Here is a 15,107-nt window from a genome sequence, read left to right on the forward strand (position 1 = left end):
TTCCGCGCGGGCGAGACTGCTGTCATGACGGAGAAGAAGAAGCTCACAGCCGCGATCGTGGGGTCCGGCAACATCGGTACCGACCTCATGTACAAGCTCGAGCGCAGCGAGTACATCGAGCCCAGGTGGATGATCGGCATCGACGCCGAGTCCGAGGGGATGAAGCGCGCCGCCGAGCACGGCCTCACCTGCATGTCCGGTGGTGCCGACGAGTTGCTCGCCTCGATCGAGGCCGGTGGCGAGAAGCCCGACCTGCTGTTCGAGGCCACCAGCGCCTACGTGCACAAGGAGTACGCCCCCAAGTACGAGGCCGCCGGCATCGTCGCTGTCGACCTCACTCCCGCGGCGGTCGGCCCGATGGTCATCCCGCCGGCCAACCTGCGCGAGCACCTCGACGCCCCCAACACCAACATGGTCACATGCGGTGGCCAGGCCACCATCCCGATGGTCCACGCGGTTTCCTCGGTCGTGCCGGTCGATTACGCCGAGATCGTCGCCTCCGTCTCCTCGGAGTCGGCCGGCCCCGGCACCCGCGCCAACATCGACGAGTTCACCGAGACCACCAAGATGGCCATCGAGCAGGTCGGCGGCGCCAAGCGCGGCAAGGCGATCATCATCCTCAACCCGGCCGAGCCGCCCATGATCATGCGCGACACGATCTTCTGCTCGATCCCCGAGGACGCCGACCACGACCTCATCACCACCTCCATCCGCAAGCGCGAGAAGGAGATCCAGGAGTACGTGCCGGGTTACCGGCTGCTCCAGGAACCGCAGTTCGACCCGCCCACCGAGATCACCGGCGGCATGGCACGCGTGGCGATCTTCGCCGAGGTCGAGGGGGCCGGTGACTTCCTGCCGCCGTACGCCGGGAACCTCGACATCATGACCGCCGCCGCCGCGAAGGTGGGCGAAGAGATCGCCAAGACGAAGCTCGGAGTGTGACAACCATGGACAAGACCAACCCCTACAACGCCGACGCACGGGCGTACAGCTCCGAGCTCGACATCCGCATCACCGACTCGTCGCTGCGGGACGGCTCGCACCACAAGCGGCATCAGTTCTCGGTTGAGGACGTCCGCAACGTCGTCGGCGCCCTCGACGGCGCGGGAGTCCCCGTCATCGAGGTCACCCACGGTGACGGGCTCGGCGGCGCGTCGTTCAACTACGGCTTCGCCAAGTCGTACGACCAGGAGCTCATCAAGGCCGCGGCCGAGACCGCCAAGCAGGCCAAGATCGCGTTCCTCACGCTGCCCGGTCTGGGTATCAAGGACGACATTCTCGCCGCGCGCGACAACGGCGGCTCCATCTGCCGCGTCGCCACCCACTGCACCGAGGCCGACGTCTCCATCCAACACTTCGGCTACGCACGCGAGCTCGGCCTCGAGACCGTCGGCTTCCTCATGATGAGCCACACCCAGCCGCCCGAGGTGCTGGCCAAGCAGGCCCGCATCATGGCCGACGCCGGCTGTCAGTGCGTCTACATCGTCGACTCGGCCGGCGCGCTCGTGATGGACCAGGTCTCCGACCGCGTCGCGGCGCTCGTCGCCGAACTCGGTGACGACGCCCAGGTCGGCTTCCACGGTCACGAGAACCTCGACGTGGGCGTGGGCAACTCGATCATGGCGATCCGTGCGGGCGCCCAGCAGATCGACGGCTCGACCCGCCGCTTCGGCGCCGGCGCCGGCAACACTCCCGTCGAGGCCCTGGTCGGCGTCTGCGACAAGCTCGGTATCACCACCGGCGTCGACTTCTTCAAGATCGCCGACGCCGCCGAGGATGTCGTCCGCCCGCTCATGCCCACCGAGTGCGTCGTCGACCGCCAGGCCATGATGCTCGGCTACGCCGGCTGCTACTCGTCGTTCCTCAAGCACGCCGAGGGGCATGCGCAGCGCTACGGTGTGCCGTCATCCGAGATCCTCATCCGCGCCGGCGAGCGTCGCCTCGTCGGCGGCCAGGAGGATCAGCTCATCGACATCGCGCTGGAGATCCAGAAGGAGCAGGCGAACGCCTGACCCGCGCTCCGCAGCGCCCAGCCGCGCCCCTCAGAGTCAGCCTCGCCCGATATACCCGGGCGGGTGACTCTGAGGGGCGCGGCTGTATGCGCTCACGGATCGACCGCAGCCGGGCCGGTGGCCCAGGCCACGACGGGCTCGAGGGCGGCCTCGTCGACCTGATCGAGGCGCCGCGCCGGCAGCAGCATCCGCGCGGCGGGGGCGTCAGGGGTGCGACGCAGCGATCGGCGCAGCGCGGCCATCAACACGCGGTCCGGCCGGGTGAGACGTGCCGGGTCGAGGTCGCCGCGCAGGTGGAACGTCGTGACGACGCGGTGGGAGGCGGCGACGAGTTTCGCGGCGAGGTCGCCGCGCCCCGGGTCACTGGCGGGGGAGAGGGCGACGACGACGAGGGCCACGCGACCCGGAGCCGACCGGATCGCCCGGATGACCCGTCTCCGGCCCATGATGCGCGTCGCGTACACGGGCGCGAGGACGATCAACGGGTCCGGCCGGCCGGAGGCGTCGAACGAGGACAGCTCCACCGCCGACGTACCCAGACGCTCGGCGAGAGCGAGGGCGTACCGGCGAGTGGAGCCGTACTTGGAGGTGTAGACGATGGCGGGGCGACTCACGCACTCGAGTCTGTCACCCCACCGGGTCACTCGGAGTAGGAGACCTCGACGCGGTCGGTCTTGGGTAGGAGCTGGCAGCTGAGGACGTAGCCCTCGTCGACCTCCTCGGGGTCGAGGATGCCGTTGTGGATCATCTCGACCTCGCCCGATTTGAGGATGCAGGCACACGCCGAGCACTCGCCCTTGCGGCAGGAGAACGGCGCCTTGATGCCCTTGGCGAGCAGGACGTCCAGCAGCGGGGTGTTTCGCGGCCAGTCGACCTCGTGGACCTCGTCGTCGAGTTCGACGATCGCGGTGGCGGGCCCGTCGCCGTCTTCGGACGGGGTGTCGTCGATGACGATCTCGGCGAACGGGTCACCCTCGATCGAGGAGAACACCTCGGTGTGGATGAGGTGCATGTCGGCCCCTGAGCGTCGCAGGCCGTCCTTGACGGTCTCCATGAACGGGGCCGGCCCGCAGATATAGGAGTGACGCTTGGCGGCCACCGGCTGCAGGACGTTGCCGATCATCTCGGCGGTGGGGATGCCGGAGACCGACTCGAGCCAGTGGACCACCGTGAGACGGTCCGGGTGCTCCCGCTGGAGCTTCTGCAGCTCGTCCTTGAAGATCACCGAGTTCTCGTCGCGGTTGGCGTACACCATGACGATGTGTCCGTTGCCCTGCGCGATCGCGGACCGGAGGATGGACATGACCGGGGTGATGCCCGAGCCGGCCGCCAGCAGGATGAAGTCCTGGTCGAGATTCTTGGGGGTGAAGATGCCGGACGGGGCCAGGACGTGCATGTCCATGCCGGCTTCGGCGTTGTCGCACAGCCAGTTCGAGCCGTAGCCGTCAACCGTCCGCTTGACCGTCACCTTGAGCTGCGAGTCCTCGGTGGGCGAGCTCGACAGCGAGTAGCAGCGGGCAACGGATCCGGTCTGGTCGCTCGGGATACGCAGGGTGAGGAACTGGCCCGGCGTGTACCGGAAGTCCGCCTCCGAACCTGCGGGGACGTCGAAGACGATGGACTTGGCGTCCGTGGTCTCCTCGATCACCTCCGCGATCCTGAGTTCGCGAACGAAGGAGCCCAGCTGTGGGGTTTCGGTCATGGGGAAAGCCTATCGGGTGGAGATAGAGGCCCGGCGACGACGATTCCGCGGAGCGGTAGTGCGGCCGCTCCGCGGAATGCTGGTCGGTCGGTCACTCAGGGGCGTAGAACGGGTTGACCATGTGCTCGGCGTCGACCGGGTCGACACCCTCGGCGAGGGTGATCAGGCCCTCGGAGTAGGCGTAGTGGATGCTCGCGAGCATCCGGGGACAGGTGTCCTCGCCCTCGGGGATCTCCCCGCCGGAGCGCCACTCGGAGAGCACGGGGCACTGCTGGTCGCTGCCGTCGCGCCACTGGATGGACGTGTGCTTGTCACTGTTCTTGCGGACGAATGCGCGGGTGCCGCAGCTCCGGCAATCGACAGGTTGGAAGCCGGCGCGCGTGTACGTCTCCCGGTCCAGGCTGGTGTCGGCGTGGAGCTGCGCGGCGCGCGCCGGGTCGGTCTCGTCCCAGGTGGGCGCGCGCCGCGAGTCGTTCTGCTTGAACGTCACTTGTCGGCCTTGGACGCCTTCGCCTCACCGGCGACCTCGGCCATGCCGGTGTACTGGGTCTGCTCGTCGGAGACCTCGGCCTCGCCGGCCTGCTGCTTGCGCATGTTCTCGGCGACCTCCTTCTCCCAATACTGGTTGGCGGCCGTGGTGTCGACCTCGAACTCGAAGCGCTCCTGCATCTCGGGCTCGACCTTGTCGCGGTCCACGTAGAACTGCTCGTACCAGCGGCGAAGCTGGTAGACGGGGCCGTCCTCCTCGCACAGCAGTGGGTTGGCGATGGACGACTTGCGCTGCCAGATGCGGACGTCCTGGAGGAAACCGTCGCCGAAGAACGTGGCGATCTTGGTGGCCATCTTGGTGGAGGTCTCGTCGTCGAACCCTTCGGGCTTCTTGACCATCAGCCCGTACATGAGCACGAACGAGTTCTGGTCGACCGGGTAGTGGCAGTTGATCAGAATGACCTCGGACTCGAAGTCGCCGTACTGCTGCTTGAGCGGGTTGATCATGAACGCGGGCCCGTAGTACGCGGCCACCGACTCGAGCAGGGTGTCGCCGTACTTGCCCCCGGAGGGGTCGTGGTCCGGACGGCCCTTGGTGTTGAGGTACTGGGTGGCGGTCTGGCCCTCGAACACGTTCTTGAAGTAGGTCGGGAACGCGTAGTGGATGTAGAAGAAGTGGGCCATGTCCACGACGTTGTCGACGATCTCCATGCAGTTGGAGCCCTCGATCTCCAGGCGGTTCCACACCCAGTCGGTCCACTCGCCCGTGTCGTACTCGTCGAGGTAGGGGATCGCGTCCTCATCGCGGGGCGGGTTGCCCTCGTGGTCGTGCCAGACGAAGACGAGGCCGTTCTGCGTCATGGTGGTCCAGGCCCGGGTCTTGGCGCGAAGCGGGACACGCTTGGCGTACGGGATGCCCTTGCATTTGCCGTCGCCGCCCCAGCGCCAGTCGTGGAACGGACAGGCGATGTTGCCGTCCTTGATCTCGCCGTCCGAGAGGTCCCCGCCCAGGTGGCGGCAGTAGCCGTCGAGGACGTTGATGCCGTCGTCATTGGCCCACACGACGAGCTTGGTGCCGAACGCGTGGATGGAGTGCGGCTTGCCGTCGGAGAACTCCTTGACGGTCCCGATGCAGTGCCAGCCGCGCGCGTAGCGATCTCGCACCTCGCCGGTGTCGATCTCGCGGATGGCGCCGGGGGCCTGGGTTGGTGTGGTCATGATGAAGCCTCCTGATGGCATGAGCCTGATGAGAACAGGTTATAGAATCGTGTGAGGGGCCACAACCAATCCCGTCGGTGCTGGCACACCGTGCCAGTCCCGGGGGCGGGAGGGTGGTGTCTGGTGCAAAACTGGAACGTGTTCTAGTCTAGATCACACGCCGCACACATGCCAGAGAGGGATCACATGAGCCAGTACGCCAATCACGAGGTCATCGACCGGATCAAGGCCCTGCTGCCCGGCTTCGCCGAGCGTGCCCAGGAGACGGAGGACCTGCGGAAGGTCCATCCGAAGAACATCGCCGAGCTCGATGAGGCCGGCTTCTTCAAGCTCTGCCAGCCCGCCCAGTGGGGTGGGTACGAGGCCGACATGGAGACCTTCTACACCGCGGCGATGACCATCGCGACGGCCTGCCCGTCGACCGGTTGGTGCGCGAGCATCCTCGGGATCCACAACTGGCACCTGGCGCTGTTCCCGCAGCAGGCCCAGGAGGAGGTCTGGGGCGAGGACCCGACCGTGCGCATCTCCTCGTCCTACGCCCCGATGGGCGCGGCCAAGAAGACCGCCGACGGACTGGTCCTCAACGGCAAGTGGTCCTGGTCCTCCGGCTGCGAGCACGCCGACTGGGTGTTCGTCGGTGGCCCGGTTCTCGACGAGAACGACAAGATGGTCGACTTCTGCACCTTCCTGGTCGAGAAGTCGCAGTACGAGATCCTCGACGTCTGGCACGTCGCCGGCCTCAAGGGCACCGGCTCCAACGACATCCTCGTCAAGGACGCGGTCATCCCGGAGCACCGCGTGCTCTCGTTCGGTCTGATGGCCGCCACCAAGAGCCCCGGTCTCGAGGTCAACACCAACCCGATCTACAAGATGCCGTGGGGCACCATCCACCCCACCACCATCTCCACGCCCATCGTGGGCATGGCGTTCGGCTGCTACGAGGTGCACCGCGAGCACCAGCGTGACCGCGTGCGCGCCGCGTTCGGTACCGCCGTCAAGGACGACCCGTTCGCCAAGGTCCGCCTCGCCGAGGCCGCCGGCGACATCGACGCCGCGTGGCTGCAGCTCATGCGCAACGTGCGCGAGGAGCAGGACATCATCACGGCCGGCGGCTACCCGGACATGACCCTGCGTACCCGCGCCCGCCGCGACCAGGTCCGCGCCACCCAGCGGTCGATCGACGCGATCGGCCTGCTGTTCCAGAACTCCGGCGCCCGCGCCCTGCAGGACACCTCGCCGATCCAGCGCTTCTGGCGTGATGCCAACGCCGGCCGCGTCCACGCCGCCAACGAGGCGACGAAGGCGTACATCATGTACGGGCAGAATGAGTTCGGCGAGAAGGTCACGGACTCGATGGTCTGATCCGTACGACGGATCGAAGGGACTGGCAGAAGATGGCAATCAGCAATTTCGGTTACGTCCGGGTGTTCGCCACGGACATGGACGCGTGGCGCGAGTACGGCACCAAGGTGCTGGGCTTCGTGGTGGGCTCCGGTGATGACCCGAACGCGCTCTACTTCCGTATGGACGACCATCCGCACCGCTGGATCATCGTCCCGGGCGAGGAGGACAAGCTCGGCCAGGTGGGCTGGGAGTGCGCGAACGAGGGCGAGTTCGAGGACGTCAAGTCCCGTCTCGACGCCGCGGGGGTCCCGTGGGAGGAGGCGCCGGAGGAGGTCAAGCGCGACCGCAAGGTCCGCGGCCTCATCACCTGCCAGGACCCGGCCGGGTTCACGCTGGAGATCTACCATACGATCGCGCTGCAGCACCGCCGCATCCCGACGCCGTACGGTCACGAGTTCGTGACCGGCGACCAGGGTGCGGGCCACATCGTCCTGTCCACCCCGGACGAGGTGGCGGCGCTGGAATTCTACCGCGACGTGCTCGGTTTCTCGCTGCGTGACTCGATGAGTCTGCCGCCGGAGATCGTGGGCCGCCCGGCCGACGGCGAGCCCGCGTGGCTGCGCTTCCTCGGGTGCAACCCACGTCACCACTCACTGGCGTTCACGCCGTTCCCCAACCCCACCGGGATCATCCACCTGATGGTCGAGGTGTCCTCGGCGGACGATGTGGGGCTGGCCCTGGACCGGGCGCAGCGCAAGCAGGTCCGGATGTCGGCGTCGCTCGGCCGGCACGTCAACGACAAGATGATGAGCTTCTACATGAAGACGCCCGGCGGCTTCGACTGCGAGTACGGCTGCGAGGGCATGCAGGTCACCGATGACGAGAAGTGGGTGGCCCGCGAGTCCACCGCCGTGAGCCTCTGGGGCCACGACTTCTCCGTCGGCCTCAAGTAGACGCCTAGGCTGGGCCCACATCCGTATCGCCCGACGGCGGCGCGGGTGTGGGCCCGGCCGTAGCCGCGCCCTCCGCTCGCCCCGAACAACGTCCATGGGAGGACCGACCCGATGAGCAGCACCGAAGACCGCCCCGAGGGCCAGAATTTCTCGAGTCGGGAGCTGCGCGACGCGCTCGGCCAGTTCTGCACCGGCATCACAGTGATCACCGCGGTGGACGAGGGCGCCCCGGTGGGCTTCGCCTGCCAGTCGTTCTCCGCGCTGTCGCTGGAGCCGCCGCTCGTCTTGTTCTGCCCCATGAAGACCTCCGGGTCGTGGAAGGGCATCGAGAAGGCCGGGAGGTTCGCGGTCAACATCCTCTCCGAGGAGCAGGAGGACGTCTCCTCGACCTTCGGCCGTCGTGGTGACGACAAGTTCGCCGAGATCGACTGGGAGCCGAGCCCACTCGGTTCGCCGGTGATCAAGGGCGTCATGGCGTGGTTGGACTGCGAGATCGACCAGGTCCTCGACGGCGGCGACCACTGGATCGTCCTCGGCCGCGTCCACGATCTCGGCCCCACCAAGCGCGACATCCGGCCGCTGCTGTTCTACCGCGGCGCCTACCTCAGCATCGAGGAGGACGTCGTGGACCCCACGCCCGAGCAGGAGGAGTTGGCCAACTTCATCACCTCGGCCGACTCCTACACCTGGCTGTGAGGTAAGCGGCCATGACAGGGAACACCGCCGGGAACGCGACCGGGCCGCTCGCCGCCGCACTGGCCGAGGCCGAGGGGATCATCAGGCAGGCGCCGCACGTGCGCACCGAGGCCGACGTGGCCGAGGGCCTCGACTACCTGCTCGGCACCCTTCGTGGGGTGATCGAGGGGGGTCAGCACCGGGGCCGCACGCACCCGCAGCTGTTCGAGGCGACGGGCCCCTACACCAAGATGGGCCTGGACAACCCGGACACGCTGTACTTCTACGCGAACCTCGCCGACGACGCCGAGTACGTCGTCGAGGGCCGGCGCGGTACCACGGCGGATCTGTCGTTCCAGGTCATGGCGGGAAACTACTCGGCGGACGAGCGCGCAGCGTCGCACGCGGCTTTCGACGACCGCGCCCTGGAGATCGGCACCGACGGCCGGTACTCCTTCCGGATGGGACCGGCGAGGTACGACGACGACGAGGGCGACCCCGGTTACGTGGTGCTCCACCCCGGCTCGTCGATGATCGCGGTCCGCGAGGTGTTCTCGGACTGGGCGGTGGAGGAGGCCGGGTCGGCCACGCTCCGTCGTGTCGATGCCGCGGGCACCGCACCCGAGCCCGCCACGGTCGCCGGCCAGGAGAAGTTCTACGCCAAGCTGGCGGAGGCTCTGATCGGGCGGCTCCGGACGTGGCTGGCGTTCCCGGGCTGGTTCTTCGGTGACCAGGAGCGCAACACGCTGTACACGCCCCGCAGCACGCCCGGCGGGCTCACCACGCAGTACTCGTCGGCGGGGATCTTCGAGCTCTCCCCGGATGAGGCCATGGTGATCTCGGTGCCCGTCGCCGGGGTGCCCTACCAGGGCTTCCAGCTGGGCAGCATGTGGTATGCCTCGCTCGACTACGTGCACCACCAGACCAGCCTCACCGCCGACCAGGCGCACGTGGACTCCGACGGTATGGTCCACCTGGTGCTCTCCGAGCAGGACCCGGGTCTGGCCAACTGGCTCGAGCTGCTCGGCCACCGCGAGGGGATCATGCAATTCCGGTGGCAGCGGGTCGATGGCCCCATCACCCCGGAACAGGGCCCGACGCTGAAGGTCGTGCCCTTCGATTCGCTGGCCGACGAGGTGCCCGGGTACGCCGACCAGCGGGTGAGCCCTGAGCAGTGGCGCGAGCGGATCGCCGCGCGGCAGCAGGCGTTCGCACGCCGCGGACTTTCGTAGGAGGGGCCTGTCATGAGTGACGACGCCGACCGGGTCCATGTGGGGACCGTCGAGGACCTGCACGCCAGCGCCTCGCGCGCCGTCGGACTGGAGGATTTCGGGGACGGTGCCGACGCCCATCGCGAGGCCCTGGGTGTCCTGCTCGAGTCCCTGCACACCGACGCCGGCCTGACCCCCGCGGGCAGCAAGTACTGGCGCTCGGTCCTCAAGAGCGCGCTGACCGCCAGGCTCATGGCGAACGCCGGGTTCGCGGCCGCGCCGGAGCAGACGGGCGTGGAGATCGAGCGGCCCGTCGTCGTCACCGGGTTGCCCCGCACCGGCACCACGGCGCTGCACCGGCTCCTCGGTGCCGACCCAACCAACCAGGGGCTCGAACTGTGGCTCACGGAGGTGCCGCAGCCGCGGCCGCCGCGCGAGAGCTGGGAGGACGACCCCGCCTACGTCGGGCTGCGCGACCTGTACGCCGGGTTCATGTCCGAGAATCCCGACTACGGCGGTGTGCACTACATCTCCGCCGACGACCTCGAGGAGTGCTGGCAGCTGCTCCGTCAGTCGGTGACGTCGGCGTCGTACGAGTGCCTCGCCCGGCTCGACGGCTACTCGAGCTGGCTCCAGGGTGCCGACTGGGCGCCCGCGTACCGGCGGCACAAGCGCAACCTGCAGCTCATCGGGGCCAATGACCCCGGACGTCGCTGGGTGCTCAAGAACCCCAGTCACCTGTTCACGCTCGACGCGCTGCTCGAGGTGTATCCGGACGCCGTGGTGGTGCAGACGCATCGGGATCCGCGGAAGTCGATGGCCTCGATGTGCTCGCTCGCGCACCGCACCGCCGCAGACTGGTCGACGCGTTTCACGCCCGAGTACATCGGTGAGTCCCAGCTGGAGATGTGGGCGCGTGGCGTCGAGACCTTCGATGCCGTTCGGACCCGGCACGAGGCGGACCCGGCGTCGAGGGCGACGTTCGTCGACGTGGAGCACCGTGAGTTGGTGCGCGACCCCGCCGGCGTGGTCGAGCGCGTCTACGCGGCCGCCGGGGAGACGCTCGACGACGATGTGCGTGCGGCCGTCGAGGCGGAGAACTCCAGGAGCCTGTCCGGTGACCGCGCGCCCGCTCACAGGTACACGCTCGCCGACTACGGGCTGAGCGAAGCGCAGATCGCCGAGCGCTTCGCCGGCTACCGCGGCCTCGACACCTGATCCCTCCCGCCCGCGCCGCCCCTCACGCCCGCCCCGCCGCCCCGCCGCCCCGCCGCCCCGCCGCGCCGCTGCCCCGACGCTCCGTGCGCCTCGTCTCGGCCCCCAGCAGGCGGTTGCAAGACACGCCCCTCGAGTTGCACGACACGTGGAGCGAGAAATCGCCGTAGAAGCGCACCGGATGTCGTGCTTCTGGCTATTGATGTCTTGCAACCGCGGTGGGCGGTGAATCAGCCTCGGGGCGGTACCGGACCCGGCAGGCCGATCACCGGCAGTGTCGGCAGGCAGCGCGGGGTGACCGCGCTGTCCGGGTCGATCGCGTTCAGGGTGAGGTCGATCGTGCGCGGGTCCACGGCGAACGACGCGTGGTCGGCCATGTCCTGCGGGCAGCCGTCCTGGACGACGATCTGGGTCGCGCCCGGGGCGTGCACGAACGCCGCCGACGGGGGAGAGGCCTGGTCGTGGATGCCGGCGAGGATCGTGTAGTCCGTCTCGCGGTGGAACGGGGTGTCGCCCACGGCCCAGAGGTCGTCTATGAAGGCCGCGTCGGGCAGGCCGTCCCCGAACGGGCTGGCCCGGAATGTGTTCTCCACGGACGCCCCGGCCTCCGGGCCGGCGCCGGGGATGAGGTCGGCATTGCCGTAGAGATTGCCCGCGAGCAGCACCGCCCGCCCGACCTTGCCCGGCCGGTCGACCTTCGCCAGGTGCGCTGCCACCGGCACGCCGGCGGACAGCCCGATCAGATCGACCTTCTCCGCACCGGTACCCGCGAGTACGCGGTCGATGTAGTCGGCCATCTCGTCCTGCGCCTGACGGAAAGGGGCTCGGGTGCCGATGCCGGGATGATCGGGCAGTGCGCCCCAGGTGGGGGCGAACACGCAGTAGCCCTCCTCGACCAGCGTCGGCACCATGCCGCTCCACTGGTTGAGCCCGTTGCCGCCCATGCCGTGCAACAGGATCACGGGATTCGGGTGCTCGGCGGACGGGCGGCAGGACCAGTCGTCGGTGCCGGGCCACGGCTGGCCGGGATTCAGGAGGTTGAACATCCCGCCGGACGCGTTGGTGTGGTCGATCGACGCTGCGGTGGCGGCGCCCGAACCCATGACGAGCGCGGCGGCGGCAGCCAGTAGGGCGCGGCTGACGGATGGACGGCTGACGGGCATGCGGCGCTCCAGGACTCAGGTGCGGGTGAGCGCAGACGCTAGCAGCCGCGACACGCCCGTGGTGGCCGCTTCACGCACCCCCGTGTCGGCCCCGGCGCGCCTGAGGCTAGAGGTACTTGGCCACGGCACTGACGATCCGGTCGGCCACTTCCGGCTTACACACGAGCAGGTCCGGGAACTCGATCTCGTCGACGTTGTACTGCAGGTCCGTCCCGTCGAGGTGGCTGGCGTGCAGGCCGCGCTGCGTCACCACACCGTAGGTCGCGGCGGAGTCCCACTGATGGTGGCCGCTGGTGTGGATGAAGGCATCGCACTCGTCCTCGACCACCGTCGCGGTCTTGCCGCCGCCGGAACCGAGGTGGGTGAGTGTGGCGTCGAGCTCGGCGGCCAGTTCCTCGGCGAACGCCGGCGGCTCGGCCTCGGACACGGCGATGCGGAGCCGATCGTCCGCGCGGGGAGGGACCAACGGCCCGGGCCGGGGGCCACGGATGATCGACATCGGCTGATAGGTGGTGGCGCCCCGCCCGGTGAGGACCCGGCCGTACGCCGGCATCGCGATCGCACACGCGGTGATGCCGCCGACGCCCTCAGGGTCCTTCTCCCACAGCGCCACCTGCACGGCCCAGTCGGGGCGGCCCTGAGCGACGTATGAACGCACCCCGTCGAGGGGGTCGAGGAACCAGACCCGATCGGCCTCGAGCCGGGTCCGCGACTCCGGATCCCATTCCCCGAACACCACGTCATCGGGCCTGGCGACGGCCAGCCGGTCGACCATGACGGCCTGCGCCTCGCCCTCGGCGAACGCGCCCAGATCCTCCGGCGCGACCCTGGAGACCCGGAGGTCGGTGAGCAGGCGCCCGGCCTGAGCTGCCAGGTCCTCGGCGAGTCGTTGGTCGTTGGTCCGTCCGTGCTCGGGGAAAGGGCTCATGGGGCCGATTCTAGAGGTCCGGGCTAGAGCCCCGCGGCGACCTCCAATGCCGAGAGGAGCTCGTGGGGCTGACCGAGCAACTGCGCGGTGCCGTGCGCTCGCTTGAAGAACAGGTGGGTGTCGTACTCCCACGTGATCCCCACGCCGCCGTGGAGCTGGATCGACTCACCTGTGATCCACTGCAGCGCCTCCGAGCAGTAGACCTTGGCGGCGGCCGCCTCGATCTCCGCGGCGTAGGCGGCGGCATCGGCCTCGGGGCCGTCCCCGAGCTCCTGCGCCTGCGCGACCAGCGCGGCGGCGGAGTAGGACAGCGAGCGGGCGGTCTCGACACGGACGTACATCTCCGCCATGCGGTGCTTGAGCGCCTGGAACGAGCCGATCACGCGGCCGAACTGCTTGCGCTCCTGCGTGTACTGCACGGTCGCGTCCAGCACGGCACGGGCGGCGCCGACCTGCTCGGCCGAGATCGCGGCCCACGCCGCGGCCCGCAGGCGCGACAGGAAGCTGTCGCGGGTGGCGACCGGGGCCGCCGAGGCGGAGTCGAACTCCACGCGCGACAGAGTGCGGGTGGGATCCATGACCGGCACGCGCGTGATGGTCACGCCGTCGGCGGAGGCGGGCAGCTCGAACAGACCCACGGTGTCGCCGGTGACGGCCACGACCAGCAGCGTCGACGCGGTGTCCGCGCCGAGCACATGGTGGGCGGTGCCGGTCAGTGACACGGAGTCTGCGCCGGCGGGGGAGTCGGCGCGCACACCGGGGCTGGCCCAGCCGCCCGCGCCGGCCCAGCACAGCGCGACCTGCTCACCGGCGGCGATGCCGGGCAGGAGGCGGGCGGAGGCCTCGGCGTCGCCGGCGGCGAGCACGGCCTGCGCGGACAGCACGGCCGAGCCGAGCATGGGCGACGGGGTGAGCCGACGGCCGAGCTCCTCGCACACCAGGTGCGTCTCGACCCAGGTGGCGCCGGCGCCGTCGAACTCCTCGGGGATCGACAGCGCGGCGGCGCCGATCTGCTCGACCAGCGTCGACCACAGTGCCGGGTCGTAGCCGTCGTCGGAGTTCATCGCCGCACGGACGGCCTCCGAGTCGGACTTCTTCTCCAGCAGCGAGGCCACCGACCGGCGCAGGGCGGCCTGTTCGTCGGTGTCGACGCCGGGGGAGGCGGCCGGGACTGAGTCCGCGGAGGAGGTGGCAGACGCGGTCATCGCGCGGCCTCCAGCGAGTCGAGCACGCGGCCGCGGTGGTAGCTCTGCGTGCCCCAGGCGGTCTGCAGGGCGCGGGTCTTGGTCAGCCACAGCCCCAGGTCGTGCTCGAGGGTGTAGCCGATCGCCCCGTGGACCTGCAGGGCGGTGCGGGCCGACAGGTAGGCGGCGTCGGCCACGGCCACGCGGGCGGCGGAGACGTCGCGGACGGCGGCCTCCGGATCACCCGGGTTCTCGGCGATCGCCAGGGCGCCCGCCCACAGTAGCGGCCGTGCCATCTCCAGCGCGATGGCCACGTCGGCGAGCTGGTGCTTGAGCCCCTGGTACTCGCCGATGAGCTTGCCGTACTGCTTGCGCTGCTTTGCGTAGTCGACACTCATGGTGAGCATCGCCTGGCCCAGTCCCATGAGCTGGGCGGCGGTGCCGATCGCGCCGTGGTTGATCAGGTCGACCGTGCTGTGGGCGGCCACCCGGCCGCCGCGGGTCGGGGTGGTGACGGTGCGGGCCCGGTCGACCGACCGGCGGGACTCGTCGGCGGTGCCGGTGAAGACCTCGTCGTCGTCGACAACCCACAGGTACTGCGCGGCGTGGGCGTCGGGTGCGAACGGGGAGACCCCCGGCGCGGCCACCGAGGCGAGCGTGCCAGCGGCGAGCTCGCCGGCGACGTCGCCGAACTCGGAGTCGCCGCCGAGCGCGGCGGCGATGCGCGGCGCGACCATGACCGACTCCACGACCGGGCCGGGCACTGCGTGGCGACCCAGGACCTCGAGCGCGGTGACGGCCTCTACGGCCGTGGCGCCTGCCCCGCCGGCCTCCTCGGGCACGAGAAGCGCGGCGGCACCGGTCTCGGCGATGCGGCCCCACACGGCGGTGCCGGGCGCGGTGTCACCGTCGGCCCAGGCGCGGATGACCGACGGCATGTCGGACTTGGCCAGCAGGGAGTCGATGCTCGCGGCGAAGTCGGTGATGTCGGGATCGAGTGCGAAATCCATGGT

At 69.4% G+C, this 15,107-nt stretch carries 15 protein-coding genes; 7 read left to right on the forward strand and 8 right to left on the reverse strand.

All coding sequences use genetic code 11. The annotated features are described in order from the left end of the window. Positions 1-24 precede the first annotated feature (24 nt). Both ACWIE7_RS04955 and dmpG read left to right on the forward strand, forming a co-directional pair. Positions 25-942, forward strand: coding sequence for an acetaldehyde dehydrogenase (acetylating) (locus tag ACWIE7_RS04955; RefSeq protein ID WP_454057020.1), 918 nt, complete (start codon positions 25-27; stop codon positions 940-942). A gap of 5 nt (positions 943-947) precedes the next feature. After that, complete coding sequence (gene dmpG / locus ACWIE7_RS04960) at positions 948-2,012, forward strand: 4-hydroxy-2-oxovalerate aldolase (protein WP_230931043.1); 1,065 nt, start codon at positions 948-950, stop codon at positions 2,010-2,012. Positions 2,013-2,104: 92 nt separating this feature from the next. Here the strand turns inward: dmpG and ACWIE7_RS04965 are convergent, their stop codons facing one another. From ACWIE7_RS04965 to ACWIE7_RS04980, 4 genes are all read right to left on the reverse strand, one after another. Then, positions 2,105-2,626 carry a flavodoxin domain-containing protein gene (locus ACWIE7_RS04965; protein WP_454057022.1) on the reverse strand — a complete coding sequence of 174 codons (522 nt, stop codon included), beginning with the start codon at positions 2,624-2,626 and terminating at the stop codon, positions 2,105-2,107. A gap of 26 nt (positions 2,627-2,652) precedes the next feature. Beyond that, entirely contained in the window at positions 2,653-3,714 is a 1,062-nt protein-coding gene (locus tag ACWIE7_RS04970) for a 2Fe-2S iron-sulfur cluster-binding protein (protein ID WP_454068699.1), read from the reverse strand. A gap of 91 nt (positions 3,715-3,805) precedes the next feature. After that, on the reverse strand, positions 3,806-4,204 hold the full coding sequence (locus tag ACWIE7_RS04975; RefSeq protein ID WP_230931040.1) for a hypothetical protein: 399 nt from the start codon (positions 4,202-4,204) through the stop codon (positions 3,806-3,808). Beyond that, positions 4,201-5,421, reverse strand: a complete 1,221-nt coding sequence (locus ACWIE7_RS04980) for a Rieske 2Fe-2S domain-containing protein (RefSeq protein WP_454068700.1) — start codon at positions 5,419-5,421, stop codon at positions 4,201-4,203. The genes ACWIE7_RS04975 and ACWIE7_RS04980 overlap by 4 nt, the downstream gene beginning before the upstream one ends. Before the next feature lie 186 nt (positions 5,422-5,607). Between ACWIE7_RS04980 and hsaA the strand changes: the two genes are divergently transcribed. The 5 genes from hsaA (at position 5,608) to ACWIE7_RS05005 (ending at position 10,822) form a co-directional block, all read left to right on the forward strand. Continuing rightward, positions 5,608-6,783: a 3-hydroxy-9,10-secoandrosta-1,3,5(10)-triene-9,17-dione monooxygenase oxygenase subunit gene (hsaA, locus tag ACWIE7_RS04985; RefSeq protein ID WP_452099603.1), complete on the forward strand. Its 1,176-nt coding sequence runs from the start codon at positions 5,608-5,610 to the stop codon at positions 6,781-6,783. A 32-nt stretch (positions 6,784-6,815) separates the two neighbouring features. Beyond that, positions 6,816-7,718 carry an iron-dependent extradiol dioxygenase HsaC gene (gene hsaC, locus ACWIE7_RS04990; RefSeq protein WP_454068701.1) on the forward strand — a complete coding sequence of 301 codons (903 nt, stop codon included), beginning with the start codon at positions 6,816-6,818 and terminating at the stop codon, positions 7,716-7,718. 111 nt (positions 7,719-7,829) lie between these two features. Further along, entirely contained in the window at positions 7,830-8,414 is a 585-nt protein-coding gene (gene hsaB / locus ACWIE7_RS04995; RefSeq protein WP_264886742.1) for a 3-hydroxy-9,10-secoandrosta-1,3,5(10)-triene-9,17-dione monooxygenase reductase subunit, read from the forward strand. 11 nt (positions 8,415-8,425) lie between these two features. Then, positions 8,426-9,625 carry a hypothetical protein gene (locus ACWIE7_RS05000; protein WP_452099601.1) on the forward strand — a complete coding sequence of 400 codons (1,200 nt, stop codon included), beginning with the start codon at positions 8,426-8,428 and terminating at the stop codon, positions 9,623-9,625. Positions 9,626-9,637: 12 nt separating this feature from the next. Further along, a complete protein-coding gene (locus ACWIE7_RS05005; RefSeq protein WP_452099600.1) occupies positions 9,638-10,822 on the forward strand; it encodes a sulfotransferase family protein in 1,185 nt (394 codons plus the stop codon). 227 nt (positions 10,823-11,049) lie between these two features. On the opposite strand, the gene ACWIE7_RS05010 is transcribed toward ACWIE7_RS05005, so the two are convergent. From ACWIE7_RS05010 to ACWIE7_RS05025, 4 genes are all read right to left on the reverse strand, one after another. Then, a complete protein-coding gene (locus ACWIE7_RS05010; protein WP_454057024.1) occupies positions 11,050-11,982 on the reverse strand; it encodes an esterase/lipase family protein in 933 nt (310 codons plus the stop codon). A gap of 106 nt (positions 11,983-12,088) precedes the next feature. After that, positions 12,089-12,910 (reverse strand): inositol monophosphatase family protein, encoded by an 822-nt coding sequence (locus ACWIE7_RS05015; RefSeq protein ID WP_454068702.1) that lies wholly within the window; start codon positions 12,908-12,910, stop codon positions 12,089-12,091. 23 nt (positions 12,911-12,933) lie between these two features. After that, positions 12,934-14,115: an acyl-CoA dehydrogenase family protein gene (locus ACWIE7_RS05020; protein ID WP_454057026.1), complete on the reverse strand. Its 1,182-nt coding sequence runs from the start codon at positions 14,113-14,115 to the stop codon at positions 12,934-12,936. Next, entirely contained in the window at positions 14,112-15,104 is a 993-nt protein-coding gene (locus ACWIE7_RS05025; protein WP_454057027.1) for an acyl-CoA dehydrogenase family protein, read from the reverse strand. Before ACWIE7_RS05025 ends, ACWIE7_RS05020 begins: the two co-directional genes overlap by 4 nt. Between the last annotated feature and the right edge of the window lie 3 nt (positions 15,105-15,107).

It is taken from the genome of Dietzia sp. NPDC055343 (assembly GCF_053645265.1).

Bases quoted from the DNA above. Each gene is read 5' to 3' on its own strand.
- ACWIE7_RS04955 (WP_454057020.1), top strand. From the start codon at position 25: ATGACGGAGAAGAAGAAGCTCACAGCCGCGATCGTGGGGTCCGGCAAC.
- dmpG (WP_230931043.1), top strand. From the start codon at position 948: ATGGACAAGACCAACCCCTACAACGCCGACGCACGGGCGTACAGCTCC.
- ACWIE7_RS04970 (WP_454068699.1), bottom strand. From the start codon at position 3,714: ATGACCGAAACCCCACAGCTGGGCTCCTTCGTTCGCGAACTCAGGATC.
- ACWIE7_RS04980 (WP_454068700.1), bottom strand. From the start codon at position 5,421: ATGACCACACCAACCCAGGCCCCCGGCGCCATCCGCGAGATCGACACC.
- hsaA (WP_452099603.1), top strand. From the start codon at position 5,608: ATGAGCCAGTACGCCAATCACGAGGTCATCGACCGGATCAAGGCCCTG.
- hsaC (WP_454068701.1), top strand. From the start codon at position 6,816: ATGGCAATCAGCAATTTCGGTTACGTCCGGGTGTTCGCCACGGACATG.
- hsaB (WP_264886742.1), top strand. From the start codon at position 7,830: ATGAGCAGCACCGAAGACCGCCCCGAGGGCCAGAATTTCTCGAGTCGG.
- ACWIE7_RS05000 (WP_452099601.1), top strand. From the start codon at position 8,426: ATGACAGGGAACACCGCCGGGAACGCGACCGGGCCGCTCGCCGCCGCA.
- ACWIE7_RS05005 (WP_452099600.1), top strand. From the start codon at position 9,638: ATGAGTGACGACGCCGACCGGGTCCATGTGGGGACCGTCGAGGACCTG.
- ACWIE7_RS05010 (WP_454057024.1), bottom strand. From the start codon at position 11,982: ATGCCCGTCAGCCGTCCATCCGTCAGCCGCGCCCTACTGGCTGCCGCC.
- ACWIE7_RS05015 (WP_454068702.1), bottom strand. From the start codon at position 12,910: ATGAGCCCTTTCCCCGAGCACGGACGGACCAACGACCAACGACTCGCC.
- ACWIE7_RS05020 (WP_454057026.1), bottom strand. From the start codon at position 14,115: ATGACCGCGTCTGCCACCTCCTCCGCGGACTCAGTCCCGGCCGCCTCC.
- ACWIE7_RS05025 (WP_454057027.1), bottom strand. From the start codon at position 15,104: ATGGATTTCGCACTCGATCCCGACATCACCGACTTCGCCGCGAGCATC.